Source organism: Parvimonas sp. oral taxon 393 str. F0440, from assembly GCA_000223315.2.
Classification (GTDB): Bacteria; Bacillota; Clostridia; order Tissierellales; family Peptoniphilaceae; genus Parvimonas.
Window position 1 is genome coordinate 100,844 of sequence record AFUS01000005.1, and the last position, 21,581, is coordinate 122,424.

The 21,581-nt window shown below is 26.6% G+C and carries 21 protein-coding genes and 2 pseudogenes; 4 read left to right on the top strand and 19 right to left on the bottom strand.

Features of this window, described 5'->3' with window-relative positions; translation table 11 throughout:
* Nucleotides 1–11: 11 nt before the first annotated feature.
* On the bottom strand, nucleotides 12–404 hold the full coding sequence (locus HMPREF9127_RS04910) for a hypothetical protein (protein ID WP_009449078.1): 393 nt from the start codon (nucleotides 402–404) through the stop codon (nucleotides 12–14).
* Nucleotides 398–3,387: pseudogene (gene dnaE, locus HMPREF9127_RS09770) on the bottom strand (DNA polymerase III subunit alpha). Before dnaE ends, HMPREF9127_RS04910 begins: the two are co-directional and overlap by 7 nt.
* 111 nt (nucleotides 3,388–3,498) lie before the next feature.
* Here dnaE and HMPREF9127_RS04920 point away from each other — a divergent pair.
* Nucleotides 3,499–3,888, top strand: coding sequence for a GrdX family protein (locus HMPREF9127_RS04920; RefSeq protein WP_009448798.1), 390 nt, complete (start codon nucleotides 3,499–3,501; stop codon nucleotides 3,886–3,888).
* A 162-nt stretch (nucleotides 3,889–4,050) separates the two neighbouring features.
* Here the strand turns inward: HMPREF9127_RS04920 and HMPREF9127_RS04925 are convergent, their stop codons facing one another.
* The 6 genes from HMPREF9127_RS04925 to HMPREF9127_RS04950 all read right to left on the bottom strand — a co-directional run bounded on the left by HMPREF9127_RS04925 (nucleotide 4,051) and on the right by HMPREF9127_RS04950 (nucleotide 10,133).
* Entirely contained in the window at nucleotides 4,051–5,409 is a 1,359-nt protein-coding gene (locus tag HMPREF9127_RS04925; RefSeq protein ID WP_009448577.1) for a hemolysin family protein, read from the bottom strand.
* Nucleotides 5,410–5,556: 147 nt separating this feature from the next.
* A complete protein-coding gene (locus tag HMPREF9127_RS04930; protein WP_009448975.1) occupies nucleotides 5,557–7,566 on the bottom strand; it encodes a sodium-translocating pyrophosphatase in 2,010 nt (669 codons plus the stop codon).
* A 19-nt stretch (nucleotides 7,567–7,585) separates the two neighbouring features.
* Nucleotides 7,586–7,810, bottom strand: coding sequence for a preprotein translocase subunit SecG (secG, locus tag HMPREF9127_RS04935; protein WP_009448672.1), 225 nt, complete (start codon nucleotides 7,808–7,810; stop codon nucleotides 7,586–7,588).
* 92 nt (nucleotides 7,811–7,902) lie between these two features.
* Nucleotides 7,903–8,286 (bottom strand): hypothetical protein, encoded by a 384-nt coding sequence (locus HMPREF9127_RS04940; protein ID WP_009449084.1) that lies wholly within the window; start codon nucleotides 8,284–8,286, stop codon nucleotides 7,903–7,905.
* 283 nt (nucleotides 8,287–8,569) lie between these two features.
* Nucleotides 8,570–9,280, bottom strand: a complete 711-nt coding sequence (locus HMPREF9127_RS04945) for a peptidylprolyl isomerase (protein WP_009448621.1) — start codon at nucleotides 9,278–9,280, stop codon at nucleotides 8,570–8,572.
* 13 nt (nucleotides 9,281–9,293) lie between these two features.
* Entirely contained in the window at nucleotides 9,294–10,133 is an 840-nt protein-coding gene (locus tag HMPREF9127_RS04950; protein WP_009448810.1) for a CvfB family protein, read from the bottom strand.
* Between the two features lie 436 nt (nucleotides 10,134–10,569).
* Here HMPREF9127_RS04950 and HMPREF9127_RS04955 point away from each other — a divergent pair, with 436 nt between their 5' ends.
* The gene (locus HMPREF9127_RS04955) at nucleotides 10,570–11,406 is read left to right on the top strand and encodes a hypothetical protein (protein ID WP_009448940.1); all 837 of its coding nucleotides are present in this window, start codon (nucleotides 10,570–10,572) and stop codon (nucleotides 11,404–11,406) included.
* Nucleotides 11,407–11,572: 166 nt separating this feature from the next.
* On the opposite strand, the gene HMPREF9127_RS09195 is transcribed toward HMPREF9127_RS04955, so the two are convergent.
* From HMPREF9127_RS09195 to HMPREF9127_RS04975, 4 genes are all read right to left on the bottom strand, one after another.
* The gene (locus HMPREF9127_RS09195) at nucleotides 11,573–11,788 is read right to left on the bottom strand and encodes a hypothetical protein (RefSeq protein ID WP_009448653.1); all 216 of its coding nucleotides are present in this window, start codon (nucleotides 11,786–11,788) and stop codon (nucleotides 11,573–11,575) included.
* Nucleotides 11,785–12,015, bottom strand: a complete 231-nt coding sequence (locus HMPREF9127_RS09200; RefSeq protein ID WP_009448797.1) for a hypothetical protein — start codon at nucleotides 12,013–12,015, stop codon at nucleotides 11,785–11,787. The genes HMPREF9127_RS09195 and HMPREF9127_RS09200 overlap by 4 nt, the downstream gene beginning before the upstream one ends.
* 12 nt (nucleotides 12,016–12,027) lie before the next feature.
* On the bottom strand, nucleotides 12,028–13,011 hold the full coding sequence (gene floA / locus HMPREF9127_RS04970) for a flotillin-like protein FloA (RefSeq protein WP_009448555.1): 984 nt from the start codon (nucleotides 13,009–13,011) through the stop codon (nucleotides 12,028–12,030).
* A gap of 103 nt (nucleotides 13,012–13,114) precedes the next feature.
* Entirely contained in the window at nucleotides 13,115–13,516 is a 402-nt protein-coding gene (locus tag HMPREF9127_RS04975; protein ID WP_009448570.1) for an ATP-binding protein, read from the bottom strand.
* A 123-nt stretch (nucleotides 13,517–13,639) separates the two neighbouring features.
* Between HMPREF9127_RS04975 and HMPREF9127_RS09205 the strand changes: the two genes are divergently transcribed.
* Together HMPREF9127_RS09205 and HMPREF9127_RS09210 are read left to right on the top strand one after the other, a co-directional pair.
* A complete protein-coding gene (locus tag HMPREF9127_RS09205; protein ID WP_009448976.1) occupies nucleotides 13,640–14,266 on the top strand; it encodes an FtsW/RodA/SpoVE family cell cycle protein in 627 nt (208 codons plus the stop codon).
* Nucleotides 14,236–14,739: an FtsW/RodA/SpoVE family cell cycle protein gene (locus HMPREF9127_RS09210; protein WP_009448899.1), complete on the top strand. Its 504-nt coding sequence runs from the start codon at nucleotides 14,236–14,238 to the stop codon at nucleotides 14,737–14,739. Before HMPREF9127_RS09205 ends, HMPREF9127_RS09210 begins: the two co-directional genes overlap by 31 nt.
* 76 nt (nucleotides 14,740–14,815) lie before the next feature.
* Here HMPREF9127_RS09210 and alr read toward each other — a convergent pair whose 3' ends face one another.
* The 7 genes and pseudogenes from alr to ispF all read right to left on the bottom strand — a co-directional run.
* Entirely contained in the window at nucleotides 14,816–15,997 is a 1,182-nt protein-coding gene (alr, locus tag HMPREF9127_RS04985; RefSeq protein ID WP_009449039.1) for an alanine racemase, read from the bottom strand.
* A 4-nt stretch (nucleotides 15,998–16,001) separates the two neighbouring features.
* The gene (locus HMPREF9127_RS04990) at nucleotides 16,002–17,225 is read right to left on the bottom strand and encodes an NAD(P)H-hydrate dehydratase (protein WP_009449132.1); all 1,224 of its coding nucleotides are present in this window, start codon (nucleotides 17,223–17,225) and stop codon (nucleotides 16,002–16,004) included.
* Complete coding sequence (locus HMPREF9127_RS04995) at nucleotides 17,225–18,490, bottom strand: GTP pyrophosphokinase (RefSeq protein ID WP_009448684.1); 1,266 nt, start codon at nucleotides 18,488–18,490, stop codon at nucleotides 17,225–17,227. The genes HMPREF9127_RS04990 and HMPREF9127_RS04995 overlap by 1 nt, the downstream gene beginning before the upstream one ends.
* 210 nt (nucleotides 18,491–18,700) lie before the next feature.
* Nucleotides 18,701–19,651, bottom strand: a complete 951-nt coding sequence (locus tag HMPREF9127_RS05000) for a MalY/PatB family protein (protein ID WP_009448756.1) — start codon at nucleotides 19,649–19,651, stop codon at nucleotides 18,701–18,703.
* Nucleotides 19,621–19,890 carry a hemolysin accessory protein gene (locus HMPREF9127_RS05005; RefSeq protein WP_009448958.1) on the bottom strand — a complete coding sequence of 90 codons (270 nt, stop codon included), beginning with the start codon at nucleotides 19,888–19,890 and terminating at the stop codon, nucleotides 19,621–19,623. Before HMPREF9127_RS05005 ends, HMPREF9127_RS05000 begins: the two co-directional genes overlap by 31 nt.
* 29 nt (nucleotides 19,891–19,919) lie before the next feature.
* Nucleotides 19,920–21,098 carry a methionine adenosyltransferase gene (gene metK, locus HMPREF9127_RS05010; RefSeq protein ID WP_039849510.1) on the bottom strand — a complete coding sequence of 393 codons (1,179 nt, stop codon included), beginning with the start codon at nucleotides 21,096–21,098 and terminating at the stop codon, nucleotides 19,920–19,922.
* Nucleotides 21,099–21,113: 15 nt separating this feature from the next.
* Nucleotides 21,114–21,581 (bottom strand): annotated as a pseudogene (gene ispF, locus HMPREF9127_RS08070) (2-C-methyl-D-erythritol 2,4-cyclodiphosphate synthase); the annotation flags it as partial.

Below are 21,581 nucleotides of genomic sequence, written 5' to 3' on the forward strand. Positions count from 1 at the left end.
ATATACCTCCATTAGTTTATACGAAAACAATCTTTTCCAAAATTATTTTCTAATTCAATAAGTAAATTTTCATTTTTTAAATCAAATTTATTTTCTAATCTTAAAGTTTTATTGTTAGATAAAATATACAAAATTACTTGATTTTCTCCACCATATTTTTCTGAAAATTCTCCAAGTTTTTTCTTAATATTATTATCAAAATTTTCTAATTTTATATATAGTTTCTTACTATAAATTTCTTCAATTTCCTTAGCATCAATTATAGTATAATTAGTATTTCCAAATGAATTAACAGCTACTTTAACTGATATTTCATAAATTTTCCCTTTATGAATATCTAAATCCATTACATCTAAGAGTTCAATACTACTTGAAAAGTCTTCAACATTTACAGTTTTTAACATTTTATTTTTTTATTTCTTCTTGTTTTTACAGAATTTACATAAACTATTACTTTATAGATACCTTTGTCTAAAACTTTTAAGTCAATCAACTTCATAGTTTTTTTAGATTTTATATATTCTTTATAATCATCTAATGGATGTGAAGAAATATAAAATCCTAAAACTTCTTTTTCAAATTCAAGAATATCGTCCTTTGAAAATTTTTCAGACTTAACAAATTTTTCTTGCATAAAATCCGAACTGATTAAAGAAAGCTGTCCCGATAATTCATTTTTACTTTTTGAAACTATTTGTGTAAATAAAGTTTCAAAAGAATTCAAAATTTCTATTCTGCTTTCTTCTATTTCATCAAAAGCCCCCGACTTTATTAAATTCTCAATAGATGTCAAATTAATATTCTTTGAATCTTTTAATTTTTCTAAGAATTCTTTGAAATTTTTAAATTTCCCATTCTTTCTTTCTTCAATTATATCTTTAGCTAAAAGTCTGTTAAATCCTTTTATCTGTGAAAAACCTATTCTCATAAAATTTTTTTCTGTACTAATTTTATAAAAACTAAAGTTTACACTTGGAAGTAAAATCTTTATACCCATCTTTTTAATTTCTTGAAAATATTGAAAAAATTGTCTTTCATAATTAATAACAGAATTTAAAAGGCAAACCATATATTCAAGTGGATAATAATATTTTAAATATGCAGTCCTATAAGCATTTAATGAATAACAAGCACTATGTGATTTATTAAATGCATAATTTCCAAATTCCACAATTAAATCAAAAATATTTTGTGCAAGTTTCTCATCCACTCCATTTCTAACACAACCTTTAATTTTTATACTACCATCTAAATTATCCAAGCCATAAATAAAAATCTTTCGATTATATTCCATAATATCCATATGTTTTTTCCCGATGGCTTTTCTTAAATTATCCGCTTGCCCCCAAGAATATCCTGCAAGCTCTCTAGCAATCTGCATAACCTGTTCTTGATATACAATAATTCCATAAGTAGATTTTAAATACTTTTCTAAACGCTTATCTAAATATCTAATACCATTAGGATTTCTTTTATTTTTTATATAATTAGGTATTTGATTCATTGGTCCTGGTCTAAATAGAGAATTTGCTGCAACTAACTCATTAAAATTATCTGCTTTTAAATCTTTTAAAAACAACCTCATACCTGTACTTTCAAATTGGAAAACTCCAATTGTTTCTGCAGTTTTAAATAAATTTAAAACATTTTTATCATCTAATGAGATTTTTTCTATATCGATATCTTTATTATATTTTTCTTTAACAAGTTTTATAGTATCATCAATTACTGTAAGAGTTCTAAGTCCTAAAAAGTCCATCTTTAAAAGACCTAATTCCTCTAATTCTATCATATTAAATTGTGTTACAATATTTTCTCCACTTTTTGAAAGTGGAATATATTCTGTAAGTTCTTCCTTAGTTATAACAATACCTGCAGCATGAATTGATATATGTCTATGAAATTTTTCAAATTTTTCAGAAGTGTTAATAAGTTTTTTTATATTTATATCTTCATCATATAATTTTTTTAATTCTAAACTATCTCTTAATGCATTTTTAAAAGTAACATCCAAATTATTTGGAATTAGTTTTGCTACTTTATCAACAGTTGATAACTTATATCCTAAAACTCTACCAATATCTCTAACTGCAGCTCGGGGTTTCATAGTTCCAAAAGTTACAATTTGAGAAACATGATTTTTTCCATATTTTTTATTACATAATCAATAACTTCTTCACGTCTTTCATTACAAAAATCTATATCAAAATCAGGCATAGATATTCTTTCAGGATTTAAAAATCTTTCAAATATCAAATCATACTCTATTGGATCTATATCAGTAATTTCTAAACAATATGCGACAATTGAATTGGCTCCGGACCCTCTCCCCGGTCCTACAGGAATTTTATTTTTCTTAGCAAAATTTACAAAATCCCAAACAATAAGGAAGTAATCTGTAAATCCCATTTTATTTATAATTGAAAACTCATAATTAACTCTTTTTTTGATTTCATCAGTAATATTTTCATATCTATTTTTCATGCCTTCAATAATTAAACTATGCAAATAGTCTTCCTTTGTACTTACACCATCAGGAACCTTATATTCAGGCAAATGATATGTTGAAAAATCAAATTCTACATTACATCTTTGAGCAATCATTTTTGTATTATATATTGAATCTTTAAGCGAAGAAAATATTTTTAACATTTCTTCTTCACTCTTTAAATAATATTCTGATTTAGTAAAATTATCTTCCTTTAATTCAGACAGTAAAACTCCTTTAGATATACATCTTGCAATATTAAATAAGTTAAAATCTGTATTTTCTAAGTAATGGACGTCATTAGTTACAACAGTTTCTACATTAACTTCATTTGCAAATTCCAAATACTTATTTATCATCAATTCATCTTTTTCTTCAAAATGAAAATTTAATTCCAAGAATAAATCTTCTTTATTAAACAAACTTTTAAAATTTAATATTTCATTTTTTGCACTTTGAATATCATCTTTATACAAACATTTTCGAATAAAACTTCTCTTTGAACCAACTATTAAAATTAAATTTTTAGAATATTTTTCAAGTTCATCAAAAGTAATAAATTCTCCAGTCCTATTTTCAATAACATATAAATTAGAAACCAATTTACATAAGTTTTTATAACCGAGATTGTTTTTAGCCAATAAAATTATATTATAAAATTCGTTATTCGGGTATAACAAAGTTAACTCACAACCAATAATTGGTTTTATTGAATTTTTCTTACATTTTTTATAAAAATCAATAACACCATACATATTATTATAATCTGTAATAGCCATAGCTTTAAAATTTAATTCTTTTGCTTTTTCTATTAATTTCCCCATAGGATTATAATTGTTCAACAGACTATATTCAGTATGAACATTTAAATGTACAAAATCATTAGCCAAAATTATCACCTCTTTATTGATTTTACCATATTTTTAATAATTTTTAAATATATTTTTGTTAATCACTTTATATTTTTATTATTTTATGTTACAATCTTATAGTATGAAGGGAGAAATGATATGAAATTTACATTAATAACCAATAATATTGACTTATATGAAAAAGTAAAAAATAAGAAAGATTTAGACATAATATTTAACGAAAAATATACATATGGAGATGTTTTGGATATAGTTAAGAAAAAACTTCAAGATGGTTATGAACTTTCTACTCACCCTCTTTGTGGAAGTATAAAACCTAACGAGACACCTTATAGATCTATTTTAATAACGAAATCCAAAGAATTAGATATTAAAGGAATAATAATAATTGATGAAGCAATAGAAACTTATAAAAAATTCCAAAATAATATGAAAACACCTCTATGGATTGATAGAGTTCTTAGAGATTTTAGGTATGTTGACTCTAATATTCTTGTTCAAACAATTGAAAAATTAGGAATAGAATAACTATTTAAAAGCCTTTTACATAATTATTCTAATTAAATAAAATAAAATTTAAAAACAAAAAATACCATGTTATTTTTACAAGAAAAACCGCTAATTTTACTTAGCGGTTTTTCTTTATCTAATTTATTAATAATATGAAAACAAGAAGTATTATTCCAAAATTTATTTTTCAGAATCTTTTTCTTCGTCCTCATCATTTTCTACAACTTCTTCTTTAGGAAGAACTATTCTAACCTTTTTAACTCTATGTTCATAAATTGATAAAATATTATAAATAACGCCATTATCTTCAACAGTAAGCTTTTCCCCGTCATTTGGAATATAGCCTAAAAGGTACATAAGCATTCCACCTAATGTATCATAATCTTCAGAATTCTCATCAAGTTTTAGATTACAAGCATTATTAACATCCTCTATTTCACAAGCACCTGTGGCAATAAAATGTCTATCATCTATCTTTTTGATAGCAGGATTAGTTTTCTTATCATACTCATCATCTATTTCTCCCATAACTTCCTCAATCAAATCTTCCATAGTAACTATCCCTGTAAAACCACCATATTCGTCAATTAATACAGCCATCTGATTTCTCGAATTTTTAAGTTCAAGAAATAAGTCATTTATATTCTTTCTTTCTGGAATAAAATATGCAGGTCTCAAAATAGAACGTATATTAACATTTTCAAATCCAACTTTATATGCCTCTAAGAAAAAGTCCTTAATATATAAAATTCCTATTATATTATCAATGTCATCCTCATAAACTGGAACTCTTGAATACCTCATTTGCATTAATGTTTCAAAATCTTTATCAGGTTCATCAATATCAATCATAAATACTTCAGTTCTTGCAGTCATTACTTCTTCTGCTAAAATGTCATCAAAAGAAATTACACCATCAATCATTTCTCTTTCAGTAGGATTAATTATACCTTGTTCTTGACCTACTTCTACAATAGATTTTATTTCCTCAAGAGTAACTTTAGCTTCAACTCCAGTTGTAGGAACTGAAAAAATCTTTAATATGATATTTGTAGATAAAGATAGCAAATAAACAAATGGACTCATAACTTTATAAACTAAATTTATAGTTCCAACTGAAAATAATGCAAACTTTTCAGCATTTTGTAAAGCTATTCTCTTAGGTACAAGTTCTCCAAAAACTAAACTAAAATACGCTAAAATTATTGTTATTAAAATAAGAGAAACTCTATTTGCAAAAGGAATTGATAAACTTTCTAAAACGCTTCCAAATTTATCTGAAAGTCCTACTGCAGCAGAAGCTGATGTAAAAAATCCTGCAAAAGTGATACCAACCTGAATTGTTGATAAAAACTTTGAAGGTTCTTTTAAAAGTTTCTCAACTTTAATAGCCCTCTTATCTCCTTGTTCTGACAAAGCTAATAACTTCTTTTTATCCATAGAAACTATTGCCATTTCTGATGCAGCAAAGAAAGCATTAGCTAAAGTTAATAAAATTAAAATAATAATTTGAAAATAGACCTCGGGTCCACTATCCATAATAACCTCCTAAAAATTATTTATTTAGAAAAATTATACCAAAAAATTTAAATTTTGCAAATTTACATATAAATTATTATATCTATCTAAATTTTAAAAAATAAAAAGTGTATAAAATACACTTTTTATTAAAGTAATATATTAAATTTATTTTAATAACATTCCACCATAATTTAGAATAACTTGAGCAAATACTAATGCTACAACTGTCATTAACTTAATTAAAATGTTTAATGATGGTCCTGAAGTATCCTTGAAAGGATCACCTACAGTATCTCCAACAACTGCTGCTTTATGTGGTTCTGAACCTTTTCCGCCATGATGTCCTTCTTCTATATACTTTTTAGCATTATCCCAAGCACCACCAGCATTTGACATAAATATAGCCATTAAAACACCTGTTACTAATGAACCTGCCAATAATCCACCAAGAGCTTCTGCTCCGATTAAAAGACCAACTAGCACAGGAACAACTACAGCTAATAATCCAGGAATAACCATTTGTTTTAAAGCTGCCATAGTAGAAATATCAACACATTTTCTATAGTCAGGTGTTCCAGTTCCTTCCATAATTCCAGGAATTGTTTTAAATTGTCTTCTAACTTCTTGAATCATTTCATTAGCAGCATTTCCTACAGCTTCCATAGTTAATGCTGAGAATAAGAACGGTAACATACCACCGATAAACATACCTGCTACTACTTGAGGTTTTGTAACATCTATTGAAGTTAATTTTACAGCTTGAGTATATGAAGCAAATAATGCTAATGCAGTTAAAGCTGCAGAACCAATAGCAAATCCTTTACCAATAGCTGCTGTTGTATTTCCAACTGAATCCAGTTTGTCAGTAATATTTCTAACTTCATGAGGTAATTCACACATTTCTGCAATACCACCTGCATTATCAGCAATTGGGCCATAAGCATCTACTGCGATTGTCATACCACATGTAGAAAGCATACCAATAGCTGCTACAGAAATACCATATAATCCTTGACCAGCATTTGAAAATCCATTTGAAGCCATATAAGATACTAAAATACCTATAGCTATTACTATAATTGGACCAGCTGTTGATTTCATTCCAACAGCTAAACCGGAAATGATATTTGTTGATGAACCAGTTTCTGATTCTTCTGCTATATGTTGAACTGGTTTTTTATCTCCTGAAGTATAATATTCAGTAAATTGTGAAATAATCAAACCAACTAAAATACCTGCAACTGATGAAACAAATGCAGAATTATTTCCTAAAATTTTATTACTTAAAAAGTAAGTTACTATAATAGTTAAAATTGAACTTACAATAGTTCCCATATTTAATGATTTTTGTGGATCTTTATCTCCTCTTACACAGAACAATCCAACTAATGATGCTAAAATACCAGCTGCAGCAAGTGCTAAAGCAAATATAATACCTTCTTTACCAAAAGCAATTGAACCAAGTGTGATACCGGATAAAATAGACCCTACATATGATTCAAAAAGGTCAGCACCCATACCAGCTACGTCTCCTACGTTATCACCAACATTATCAGCAATAACTGCAGGGTTTCTAGGATCATCTTCAGGAATTCCTGCTTCAACCTTACCTACAAGGTCAGCCCCAACGTCAGCAGCTTTTGTATAGATACCACCACCAACTCTTCCGAATAAGGCAATAGATGATGCTCCAAAACTGAATCCTGTAACAATATTAACATCTCCAACTAAAAAGTAGCAAACTGTCATTCCTAAAATACCTAATCCAACTACAGAAAGACCCATTACAGCTCCACCTGAAAAGGCAGTTTGAAGTGCTTTTCCCATTCCATATTCTTTGGCGGCATTTGCAGTTCTAACATTTGCTTTTGTAGCAGCTTTCATTCCAAAAAAACCTGCTAAAATTGAACAAATTGAACCAGCTAAGAAGCAAACTGCAGTAAGTAGATTAATGGCAACCCCCAAAATAATTGCTACAACAATAACGAATATAACTAAATATTTATATTCACGAACTAAGAAAGCCATTGCACCTTCTTCAATATAACCTGAAATTTGTTTCATTCTTTCATTACCAGGTTCAATTTTTGTAATGCTTAAATATTTAATATAAGCAAATACAAGTGCAATAGCACCTACGGCAATTGCACTATAAAAAATTAAATTAGTATCCATTTTTTCCTCCTAAAATTTTTTATTTAATCGCAGCCATAGCAATAGCTACTATAAAAAACACAACTGATGCTATAATAGTAATTTGACTTAAAACAGCGTCTCTAGATTTTTTTCCACCTTTTCCTGAAATATTAGTTTCTGCAGTCAAAGATGCAACACCATCTGACTTAGATTCTTGCATAAGAACAGCAACTATTATTACAATACTAGTAATAAATAAAATTATTTCCATTAAAACTTGCATAACACACCTCCGTATATCTTAATTAACCTGCTAATAATAATATCATATTTGCATACAAAAATCAACTTAAAATATTGAATTTTGAGTTGATTTTAAAAATAAATTATAATTAAATAACTTATTAATATAAATGGAACCAATGGTATTTCATAATGTTTCAATTTTTTTAAATTTCTAACTATTAAAATTTTTACTAAATAAAAAATTCCTGCAACTATAAAAGTAAATAACCCTATATAAATAACTGTGTACCAATCTGATGAAAAACCAATAAAAGATAGCACATAAATATCTCCCGTTCCAAAAACTTCCGTTCCATAAATTAATTTAGAAATACCATATATACTCCCAAATAAAATCATTCCAGAAATCAATCCCCAAAAAGAAATAACAGAATAATTTCCATAGATATTTAATAATAAAATAGGTAAAGCAAATATCATAATTATATTTAAAAAAATATTTTTACAAATCATATCAGTAAATGCACAAATATATATACATAAAAAACAAAGTAAATTTATCATATATAATATGTCATTATTTAAAAACAAGTATATAAAGTATAAATTTACAAGAAATATAATTATAAAATTTAATATATTATAATATCTTTTTAAATAAGAAATTGATACCTTTATAACATCCTTTTTATTTAAAAGTTTAATATCGATTGATGAAACAAATAAAAAACAAAAAACTTAATATTCCACCTATAAAATACATATTAGTATTTTCTTTCTATTTTACTATCTTTCATCAATGCATCCATTTTTTTACATAGGCTACTTGTTCTTTAGCTTTTATTATATTTTTCTCAATTTCATCCTTAACTGATTCTAAAGCTAATTGTTTAGGATTTCTTTTTGATTCTAATTTTATTAAATGATATCCAAATTGTGTTTTAACCGGGTTAGTAACTTTCCCTACTTCAGCATCTATACATGCATTTTCAAATTCTAAAACCATTTGACCTTGAGTAAATTCTCCTAAATCTCCACCTACCTCTTTAGAAGGACACATAGAATGTTCTTTTGCTAAGTTTTCAAATTTTTCTCCATTTTCACAAAGTGCTTTTAATTCTTTCGCTTTGTCTTCACTCTCTACTAAAATATGTTTGGCATTAAAAGTATATTTACTCATAAATAAATTTTTATTTTCTTCATAATATTCTTTTATTTCTTCATCACTGGCATGAATATTATCAAATAATTCATTTAAGAAATGTTTTGCTAAAATAGAACGTTTAATTTCATTAATCTCTTTAACAAAAGCTTCACTTTCATCTAACTTTCTATTATAACAATCTTGAATTATAAGTTCTTGTTTTACTAATTCTTCACATAATTGTTTTTTCCCTTCAGGATTTTTATAAGGTAATGCTCTGTTTCCCATTAATTCTATAAATCTGTCAACATCACTTTCTAAAATTTCCACTCCATTTACAACCGCCATTACTTTGCTTTCCATAAAAAATTCCTCCTTAAATTAATTTGATTCCATTTCCTTCAAATTTAATTTTTTTAGTCTTTAAAAGTCTTCCCACAGCCTTTTTAAAAGATGACTTGCTCATACCACAAATATCCTTAATTCTGTCAGGATCACTTTTATCATTCAAGTCTAAAAATCCACCTCTAACTTTAATAATATCAAAAAGAATATCAGCATTATCATTTATTTCAATATGAGATAAGTTTTTCAAAACTAAATTTAAACGTCCATCTTTTTTTACCTTTGAAATTCTAAAATTAATCGGCTCTCCAATTTCTAAAACTCCAACAATATCTTTATTCTCAATCATTGCATCATATTTTTTATCTACAGCAACAAAAGCACCATAATCTTTATGAATTGAATAGATAATTCCTTCAACCCAGTCACCTTCTTTGTAAGGTGAATCAGAAGTTAAATAATCTCTTATTTTCATTGTTGCACAAAGTCTCTCAGACTTGTCTATATATAAAGCAACTAAATATTTTCTTCCCTTTTCAAGTTTCATAGATTGTTCTTTGAAAGGTAAAAATAATTCTTTTTCAAGTCCCCAATCTAAAAAAGCACCAATTTTTGAAATATCCATTACTTCTAATGTTTCAAGCCTTCCCATAGAAATTTTTGGAATTTTCCTTGTAGCAACAAATCTAGCTTGATTATCTTTGTAAATGAAAACTTCAAGTTCATCGCCTATTTTATCTGTTTCTAAAACTTCTTTTTTTGGCAATAATATATCAAGTTTTTCATTTTTCACATCTTTTATACCGATATAAGCACCATTATTTTTAAAGCGTTTTATAATCAATTTTTGAAATTCTCCTAGATTATACATATTTTCTCCTTTATTTTATATTTTCTTAAAAAATTGTTATACAACTAATTATATTATAATTCCATTTTGATTATTAAATCAAAATTATTATAATGAGACATTTATAGCTTTACAATCGGTCGTAAAACTATAGATATTATACCATAATTTCTTTTTTATTGCTAAGATTAATGTTATTATGGTGAAATTACTTTATCTTTACCACTTGGCGTAAAGCTAAAGTAATTATACCTTAATTTCTTTTTTATACCTTAACTATTGTTATTATGGTGAAATTACTTTATCTTTACCATTTGGCGTAAAGCTAAAGTAATTATACCATAATTGTCTAATTAATGTAACTATGAGAAATTAAAAAATTAATAGTTCATTTTGAAATATTATAAAAATGTAGTATAATATTTATATAAATACTTACTAAATAAGGAGTTTAAATATGTTTTATATAAAAAGAAGATACATTTTGATTTTATTTTCTGCTTTTTTACTAACATCTTGCAGTAAGACAGGGACTAAAAATGTTGATAAAGTAAATAATGAAATAAAAAATTCAACATCACAATTTTCTCTAAATACAGAAGAATTAACCGTATTGGAAAAACCCTATGGTGATTTTTCAGATGAAGACAAAAAATTATTTAATAAAATATTAGAAAAATATAATAAATTTAAAAATGAATCATCTAATGATATAGCATTTGAAACAAAAATATTGGAAAAACTTCAAGAAATTGAAAATTTTTATGGTAAAAAATATATAAATTTTAAAAATGAATCTTCTATTGATGTTAAAGTTGAAGAAAAACTACTTAATCAAAATTCAAAAACAGAATTAAATAAAAAAGATTTTCCTTACGACAACTATTTAATAAAACTTACTGGAAAAGGTAATTTTAGGTATATAGTAAATAATAGAACAATTTCTGATGAAGTTTTAAAAGAAAATGAAAAACCAAGATATATTAGAATCAAAATATTAGATAATTCAAGTGTAGAATTTAATGGTGATATAATAGGAATTATATTCAAAGATAACATACAGTACAATAAATTTAAAAATTTTCCAAGTGGAATTTTCGATGTAGATACTGATATTAAACATGGTAATTATAAACTGTCAAATACAACGAAAGATACTATTATAAAAACAATTTCAAAAAACAATGAAGTGAAAGTTATAAAATTAAAAGAATCACACGAAATAAGATTGGAAGTCGGAATGAAATTTATAATTTCAGGAGTTGACTATATTACACTAGAAAAGATTGATTAAAAAAGGAGACCATAAAAGGTCTCCTTTTAAATTATTGTTAAATAACAAACTCCAGATATCTAACCTAACACAAAGTGTCATTGAAAGGTGAGTTGTTATTTTAATGATTTAGGTTTTCCGATAATCTCTGAATAAAGTACAGCTTTCGATAAACTTTCCTTACCCTTTAGAACAAACTTTTTTGTTTTCTTTCAATCAAATCGTCTAAAGTTAAAATATCTTTTCTCAGTGATACTCTCTCAGTTTTTCGAGAATTGTACATTTGACCAATTCCTTCAAAAGAAGTATTCATAATACTTTTACCTTCGATAGAAGTTGTCATAGCTGTCTTACCTTCATAAGAAAAATTTTCAATAGAATTTCCTTCAATACTAGAAGTCATAATAGTTGTTCCCTCAGGACTTTCATAATCTTCAAAATTATTAGTCTTATAAGTCTTGCTTTTTGAACTATTATTATTCTTATTTTTTTAGTCTTAGACTTATTTGAAGTTTTTACAGTATCATTCTGATGTTTATCGTTTCCTACTTCATCAATTTGAGCTTTTATATTATTAATCTCAGATTTTAAATCGTCAATAAAAGACAAAAAGCTTTTTTCATTTTTCATAGAAATTCACCTCTATTCTGAAAGTGATTCTCTCATCTTAGTATCAGATTTTAAATTCTTTAACTTTTCATATTCATATACAGAAATATTTCCTTCTTCAAATGCTTTTGCAATAGCAAGTGGAATTTTACTTTCTGATTCGACAACTTTTGCTTTCATTTCTTCAATCTTAGCTTTGTTTTCTTGTTCAACCGCAACTGCCATAGCACGTCTTTCTTCTGCTTTTGCTTGTGCTATTTTCTTATCAGCTTCAGCTTGATCTGCTTGTAATTGTGCTCCTATATTTCTACCAATATCAACATCAGCGATATCGATAGATAAAATTTCAAATGCTGTTCCTAAATCCAGTCCTTTTGCCAAAACCGTTTCTGAAATAGCATCAGGATTTTCAAGCACTAAACTATGTCTTTCTGCACTACCTACAGTAGTAACTATACCTTCTCCAACTCTGGCAATGATAGTTTCTTCACCGGCACCACCGATAAGTCTTGAAATATCGGCTCTAACTGTTACTTTTGCAATAACTATCACTTCAATACCATTCATAGCAACTGCTGCTATTTTTGGAGTATTGATAACTTTAGGATTTACACTGACTTGAACAGCTTCCAACACATCACGTCCGGCAAGGTCAATTGCTGTTGCCATTTCAAAAGTCAATTCAATATTTGCCTTTTGAGCTGCAATCAAAGCATCAACTACATTATTTACATTACCTCCTGCCAAATAATGTGCTTCTAATTCTGAAATGTTAATTCTAACATTAGCCTTTGTTGCTTTAATCAATGGATAAATAATTTTTGACGCTCTAACTCTTCTTAGTTTCATTCCTATAAGATTCGAAATCTTAACCTTAACTCCACTGAATAAAGCTGTAACCCAAAGACCTACGGGAACGAAATAAAAGAATCCGAACACCAAAACCACTGCTAAAATAACAATAATACTATTAGTTTTTGGTAACAATTTCATAACTGTTTGTGGTAACATTCTCATAATTAAACCCTCCATTTTTTATTTACACTAACGTGTATGCTTATATTATATCACTTTTTATAAAAAATTCAACAAAAAAGAAACCAATTTATAAAATTGATTTCTAAAAATCATTTCCCTCACATTTTATTTTTGCACTAATTTCATTATTATTTATTTCTAATTCATCAACTAAATGTTTAACAATTCTAAGTCCACGTCCTGAAGTTGTCATATTAATATCTCTATTTTCATTGAAAATATAATTTATTCCGTCTCCCTCATCTTTAACATTTATATGTATACAATCCATATTAACACAGACTTTTAAATTTATACCTTTTTCTTTATTACATTTATTACCATGTTCATAACTATTTATAACTATTTCATTTATAACAATTCGGATATTGAACATCAGTTCTTCATCTCTGATAACACTTGATAATTTCTCCAAAACAAAAGAAACAGCCTCATCAATATCATCCAAATCACTTTTAATAACCTTAATATATTCAAAGTCCATAATTTTCTCCTAATTATTAATATTTTTTATATACCCAATCAAAAATAATTGTTAACATTTTTTTATTTTATTTGCATATTTAAAAAATTTCTAATATAATATATACATTATGAGGTGATTAAAATGTTTTTTAAAAATAAAAATTTATATAAAATAGACTTATTTATTCTTATTTCTTTAGTTTTAATAATTCTAATTGGATTGCTAAATTTATATAGTGCAACATTAAGTTTAAAGAGAAACTTTATGCTATCGCAATCTATTGCAACTATACTTGGTTTTATCTTAATGTTTATATTAATTGCGGTAAATATACAATTTTTAAAAAGACTATATTTACCTATTTATATAATTTCAATAGCACTTTTAATTTTGGTACTTATTATTGGTACAGGAGATTCTGTTGGTGCAAGAAGTTGGATAAAATTAGGTCCTATTTCTTTTCAACCATCTGAATTTGTAAAACTTGGTATGATTATCTGTTTAGCAACTGTTATTGAAAATAACAGTGCAAAATTGAATGAACCTAAAACTTTAATTAAAGTTTTGATTTTCGCTTTTATTCCAGTTGGATTAGTCCTTATGCAACCGGATTTTGGAACTGCTTTTGTATTTATACTAGTAATAGGATCTATGCTTTTTGTGGCTGGAATTAGCTTAAGACTTGTAGTATATACATTAATTACTGCTATTGCAAGTTTACCTGTTTTTATTTTAGCTTGTCTCCTTATCAAAAGAATAGAATCTTAAACTTTTTAAATCCTGAAAGAGACATAACAAATACCGGATATCAAGCAGTACAAGGAAAAATAGCCGCAGGTTCTGGAAAATTTATTGGAAGAGGACTTTTTAAAGGTCCCCAAAATCAATTTAACTTTATTCCAGAAAAACAAACAGATTATATATTTCCTGTCTTTGTTGAAGAAATGGGATTTGTTGGAGGAACAATTTTAATTGGTTTATACACAATTATGTTATACAGATTTGTAAGACTTTCCAAAAAAACAGCTAATAAATTTAATCAAATGTTAATTATAGGGATATGTGCAATGTTTTTAGCACATATTTTTGAAAATATTGGAATGACTATTGGACTTATGCCTATAACCGGTATTCCTCTACCATTTTTAAGTTATGGTGGAACTTTCCAATTAGTAAATTTAATAGCAATGGGAATTGTATTATCCATATCTTGTGAAAAAACTCCGCTAGACTTTATGTAGTATATTTTTATTTTTTTCAATAATAATCTAATAGTTAAAATATATTTAAAAACTCAGTGCTAAAATGCACTGAGTTTTATAATTCATAGTAATTTTTTTCAGTTGATAGATAGTCTACTACTCTTACGACTTTATTTCCCTCAAGATAAACTCTTGGAATTCTCATATTTATTCTACAGATTATATCATAGACATTTGTGTTTGCCATTTCTGCAATTTCAAAGATATCAAGTTTCATATTTTTATATTCACCATAAAGTAAAACTGTATCTCCAATTTTTACATCTTCAATTTCAGAAACATCTATCATTGTTTGATCCATACATACTTTTCCTAAAATTTTAGCCTTTTTATTATTTATCATTACGTAACCCTTATTACTTAGTTCATAAGGATATCCATCTGCATAACCTACAGAAATTGTTGCAACTTTAATAGTCTTATCTGCACAGAAAGTTCTTCCATATCCAACTGTATCTCCTTTGTGGATATATTTTACATTACTAATAGTACTTACAAAACTTACAACTGTATCCATTTTTGTTTTAGAATTTTCTTTTACATATTTTGATGGATAATGTCCATATATTCCAATTCCAACTCTAACCATATCATAATAATAATCATGAAGCAAAGAGCCACCATCATTTGCTATATGTAACATAGGTATTTTAAGATTTTCTTCTTCTAATAATCTTTTAACTTTCTCAAATTTTTCTACCTGTAATTTGGTAAATGAAAAATCATCAATATCTGAAACACATAAATGAGAGTACATTCCTTTAACAACAATATGTTTCATAGAATAAATCTCTTTTAAATAATCTTTTAACTTATCATCAATTAGAAATCCAAGTCTATTCATACCAGTATCTATTTTAATATGAATTTTACATTTTTTTCTACACTTTTCTGAAATTTCATTTAATTCTCGTATCATTCCGATATTGTATACAGTTAATTCTACATTATTCTTTATTAGTTTCTCAAATAAAGCATTTGGAACATAACCTAAAATTAAAATAGGTAATTTAATTTTCTTTTTTCTTAGTTCCATAGCTTCTGAAAAGTTTGCTACACAAAAATAATCTGCACCTTGTTTTTGTAAAAATTCAGCGACAGTACAAGCTCCAAGTCCATATGCATTTGCCTTTAAAACTATTCCAACTTTTGCACCATTGCATTTTTCTTTTATTTTCAAAAAATTGTTTTTTAAATTATCTAAATCAACAAAAATCAATGACTGATTTTCATACATAATATCACTTCCTAATATATTTAATTGCTTTTGGTAAAAATTTAATTATATCTGAAGCTATTATAGAATCTTCACCAATTTCTTCTTTAGCAAAATCCCCTGCTAATCCATGTATAAAAACACCAAGTTTTGCAGAATTAAAAACACTTAATCCTTGTCCAAGTAAAGATAATATAATACCTGTTAAACAGTCTCCACTTCCTGCAGTAGCCATTCCACAGTTTCCAGTGTTATTTATGCATAATTCTTTATTCGACTTAACTATGGTATTTTTTCCCTTTAAAACAATAGTAAATTTATAATTTTTTTCAAAAAACTTATTTACAATCCCTAATCTATTTTTCTTAATATCTTCTAAATCATATAATGACATCCTGGAAAATTCAACTTCATGAGGAGTTATAATAATATTATCTCTATTTAAAATATCTGATTTAATGTCTTTTAAGAAAAAAATAGCATCTGCATCAATAACTATAGGATTTTGAAAATTTTTTATAATCATTTCTAAAATTTTTCTATTTTCTTCATTTCTTCCTAATCCACATCCAATAGCTATGGCATCTAAATTTTTTATTTTTTCAATTATTTCGTCTACATATTTAAGAATAAAACAGCCTCTATTGTCATCATGAATAGATAAAACTATATTTTCAACAGCTTTTATTTGTAGAATATTAGAAATAGAATTAGGACAAATATTATATACAAGTCCACTACCGGTTCGAAGTGAAGCTTTAGCACACAAATCAACACTTCCACACATTCCTACACTACCACCAATTATTCCAACTTTACCAAAATCACCCTTATGTCCATCAACTTTTCTATTTGACATAAGATTTTTATAAGCTAAAATGTTTTTAGTATCTAATTCTATACTTAAAAATTTAACATCCACTACTGCAATTGCATATTCAGAATCATGGGAAACAGAGCAAGAAATTTGTTCTATTATTTTAAATATTTCATTATGAATTATTAAATCAGGTTTACCGGAAAAATTATGTATAACTTCCACATCAATAGGTGAAATATTTCCAAATCCTGTACCTATTGCCTTAACAAATGCTTCTTTTAAGCAAAAAATACCAGCTATTGTCTCATCCCTTTTCCCAGTAGATGAAATATAATCAATTTCTTCACTTGTAAAATATCTTTTTATAAATTTTTCCAAATTTTTCATTTTTGAAAATCTGGTAATACTACAAATATCTATTCCTATCATTATTCAAATTCATCCACTTCTTTTTTAACAAAATTATTTTCTAAAGAATTATATAAATCTTCATAATTCAAAGCCAATATTTCCTCTGGTCTCTCAACATCTTTTAGGAAATTTCTAATCTTATTCTCTATTTCTTTCATACTCTTGAAAGTAATTAAATTTGGAGAATATGAATTACAAATAAATTCCATCACAACATAAGAAATATCCCATTTTAATTTTGACTTATCATCATTTGAAATATCTAATTCATCAACTGCACGTTTTACCCTTTTAACAACAGCATATACGATAAATTCTGAAAATAGTACAAATTCTTCACAAAAATCATTTTCTTCTATATCTTGAATAACTGAAAAAATCAAATTCCATTTAAAATCCTTATTTACCAATTCTAAAAGACCTGTTCCAAATTTCTTACATAAATCATTTTTAAATTCAATTGTATCACAAATTTCGAACGTTTCTCCAATAGTAATAGTTCTGTTATTTGCCCCGCTAAGTCTATTTAATAATTTAACAAAATAATCTTCATAGCGCATAGAATTATGAAATTTGTTTTTAGAAAAAATATAATCTACAATAATATTAGCACAATCTTTAAAATCAACTACAAAACCTGTACTTTCTTTAATTTTAACAGAATACAAATCATGCAACATCTTAGAAACAATTGTTTTTAACTGAATTTTTGATGAATCATAATTACTTTTATCTTCCACATTCTTTAAATGATTATACACACTTTGTAGTTGATTATCTATCATTGTTAAATTAGCTTTAATTGAAAACATTATAGAACGAATAAAATCTTCAGTTATCATATAATTATAGTTTTTATACAATACACTATGATCTATTTCTCCCCAAAATATATTTACTAAAGATTTTATTTGTAATTCAAAATTTACAAAATATCCACCTTCAACAACATATCTTCCATCAACTTTGTATATCTCAAAACCATTTTTTTGAAATGTAGGTTGTTTTTCACTTAGTTTTAATTCTATATTTGAATTTAGTTCACTTCTATAAAATCCATTATCTAACTCAACGGTAAAATTTTTTGAAATTTCATCAAAAATTTTCTTTTCATCATCAATAAATCTACATTCAACTCTTATACCAATTAAGTCTGGAAGATTTTCTATTGCTAATTTATGATTAGGATATCTATAATAATAATTATTTCTTAATAATTTTTCTCTTATACTATCTTCACTTTTTATTCTAGCATTTGTATTTATAAAAAAATCACAATTCAAAAAAATATCATTAAAAAATTTTTTAATGCATCAGATGAACTGGAAATAAACTCCATATTATTGTCCATATGCGCAATTGATTTTTCTAAAAATTGAAAAATTTCAAGTTTCAAAAAAACACCTCCAATCACAGAAATATTTTACCATAGATTGAAAATATTTACAATGTAAAATATTTATAAAAAAAGACTGCTCTCGCAGTCTTAAAATTTATAAACTATCTACAACTTTCTTTAATCTGTTTAATCCATCAGTAAGCATTTCTCTATTACAAGCGATATTCATTCTGAAGAATAATTTTGCATTTTCTCCATATGTTATTCCTGAATTTAGTAATAATTTTCCTTCATTAATAAGTTTTTGATGTAACTCATCATGATCAATATCAAATGCTCTAAGATCTAACCATAATAAGAAACTGGCTTGTGGTCTTTTTACTTTAACTTTTGGAATTTCTCTATTTATAAAATCAATTGCAAAATCAATATTCTCTTCAATATAACTCATACATTCTTCAAACCATTCTTTACCATAAGTATAAGCTGCTACAAATCCAACAGCTGCAAAACTTGCCATGTGGAAAATACCATATCCTACTAATCCGTTTATAAATCTATTTCTCAAATCTTCATTTGGAATTATGGCAACAGATTGAGCTAAACCGGCAATATTAAAAGTTTTACTAGGAGCAGTTAAAGTAACAGTATTATATAAAAAATCATCGTTGATTGATGCAATTGGTGTATGTTTATAATCCTTAAGAATTAAATCACCATGAATTTCATCTGCAATCATCAATACATTGTGTTTTCTACAAATTCTTCCATATTCTTCTAATTCTTCCTTAGTCCAAACTCTACCAACCGGATTATGTGGACTACACAATACACTTAATTTTACATTATTTTCTATAATTTTCTTTTCAAAATCATCAAAATCTATTACATATTTGTCTTCTAATTCAATTAATGGATTTTCAACAACAACTCTGTTATTTAAAGTTATAGCATTAAAGAAAGGAGGATATACAGGAGTATTTATAATAACAGAATCTCCCTCTTTTGTATTGTGCAAAATTGTATTAGCAATTCCGGGTACTACACCGGGAACAGGAACTATCCATTCTTTCTTTATATCCCAGTTATTTTTTCTTTTTGCCACTTTATAAATGATGTAAAGAACTTTTCACAAGGACAGTCATATCCTATTACTCCATTTGATATTGGCTCTTTTAGTGCTTCTAATATTTCATCACAACACTTAAATTCCATATCTGCAATAGACATAGACAAAATTGAATGATCATTTTTTGGTGCACCTGCAGAAATCATATTATTCCATTTTTCAGCATGTGAATTTTTTCTGTCTACATATTCATTAAAATCATAACATTTTCCCATAATAACATCTCCTAAAAATTTACATTAATCTATATTAACTCTTTGATTTCGTCCACCTTATCTAATTTTTCCCAAGGTAAATCTAAATCATTTCTTCCAAAATGTCCATAAGCGGCAATTTGACGATATATTGGTCTTCTTAAATCTAAAATATCAATAATTGCAGCAGGTCTTAAATCAAATACTTTATTTATTATTTCAATTATTTTATCATCAGAAATTTTTCCTGTTCCAAAAGTATCAACATAAATAGAAAGAGGCTTAGCCACCCCAATAGCATAAGAAATTCCTATTTCTAATTTTTCACATATTCCACTTGCAACAATATTTTTAGCAATATATCTTGCCATATATGCTCCTGATCTGTCAACCTTTGTTGGATCCTTCCCAGAGAATGCTCCCCCACCATGTCTTCCAAATCCACCATAAGTATCAACAATTAATTTTCTTCCAGTTAAACCGGAATCGCCCATAGGTCCACCGATTTCAAATCTTCCTGTAGGGTTCACATATATTTTAGTATTCTCATCAATTAAATGTTCTGGTATTACTTCATCAATAACCAATTCTTTAATATCTTTTTCAATTTGTTCAGTTTTAACAGAAGGCCCATGTTGTGTAGAAACTACTATAGCTTCTATTCTTGTAGGAGTACCATCAATATATTCAACTGTTACTTGGCTCTTTCCATCAGGTCTTAAATAAGCTAATATATCATTTTTTCTAACATAAGCTAATCTTTTTGTCAATTTATGAGCCAAAGTAATTGGTAAAGGCATAAATTCATCTGTTTCTGTACAAGCATAACCGAACATCATACCTTGATCTCCTGCTCCAACTGAATTATATTTATCTTCATTTCCTTTTTTATATTCTAAAGCACTGTCAACTCCTAATGCAATATCTCTTGACTGTTCATTTATACTTGTTAAAACTGAACAAGTTGATGCATCAAAACCAAATTTTGCTCTAGTATATCCTATTTCCTTTAAAACATTTCTTACAATACTTTGTATATCAACATACTTAGAAGTTGTTATTTCTCCAACAACCATAACAATTCCTGTAGTAGTTAAAGTTTCACATGCAACTCTTGCAACTGGATCAACCTTTAAAATCTCATCTAAAATAGCATCAGATACCTGATCACAAATTTTATCTGGATGACCTTCAGTTACAGATTCAGATGTAAATAATATTTTTTTCATCTTTACCTCCTTAAATTTTTCAAGTAACACAACTGCATGAGATGAAATTCCTTCCTCTCTACCTTCAAAACCCAGATGTTCAGTTGTAGTTGCTTTGACACTTATATTTTCAATATCAGTTTCTAAAACTTTAGCTATATTTTTTCTCATTTCTAAAATATAACCTGAAAGTTTAGGTTTTTGAGCACATATAACACTATCAACATTTCCAATTTTATATCCCTTTTCTTTCATAAGCCTAACAACTTCTTTAGTCATTATTAGAGAGCTTATATCTTTATATTTAGGGTCATTATCAGGAAATAATTTTCCAATATCACCTAAACATAATGCTCCAATTATAGCATCATTTATTGCATGAACTAAAACATCTGCATCACTATGTCCTAAAAGACCTTTAGAATGCTCTATTTTAACTCCACCAATTATCAAATCTCTACCAACAACTAACTCATGAACATCAAATCCAAGTCCAATTCTCAT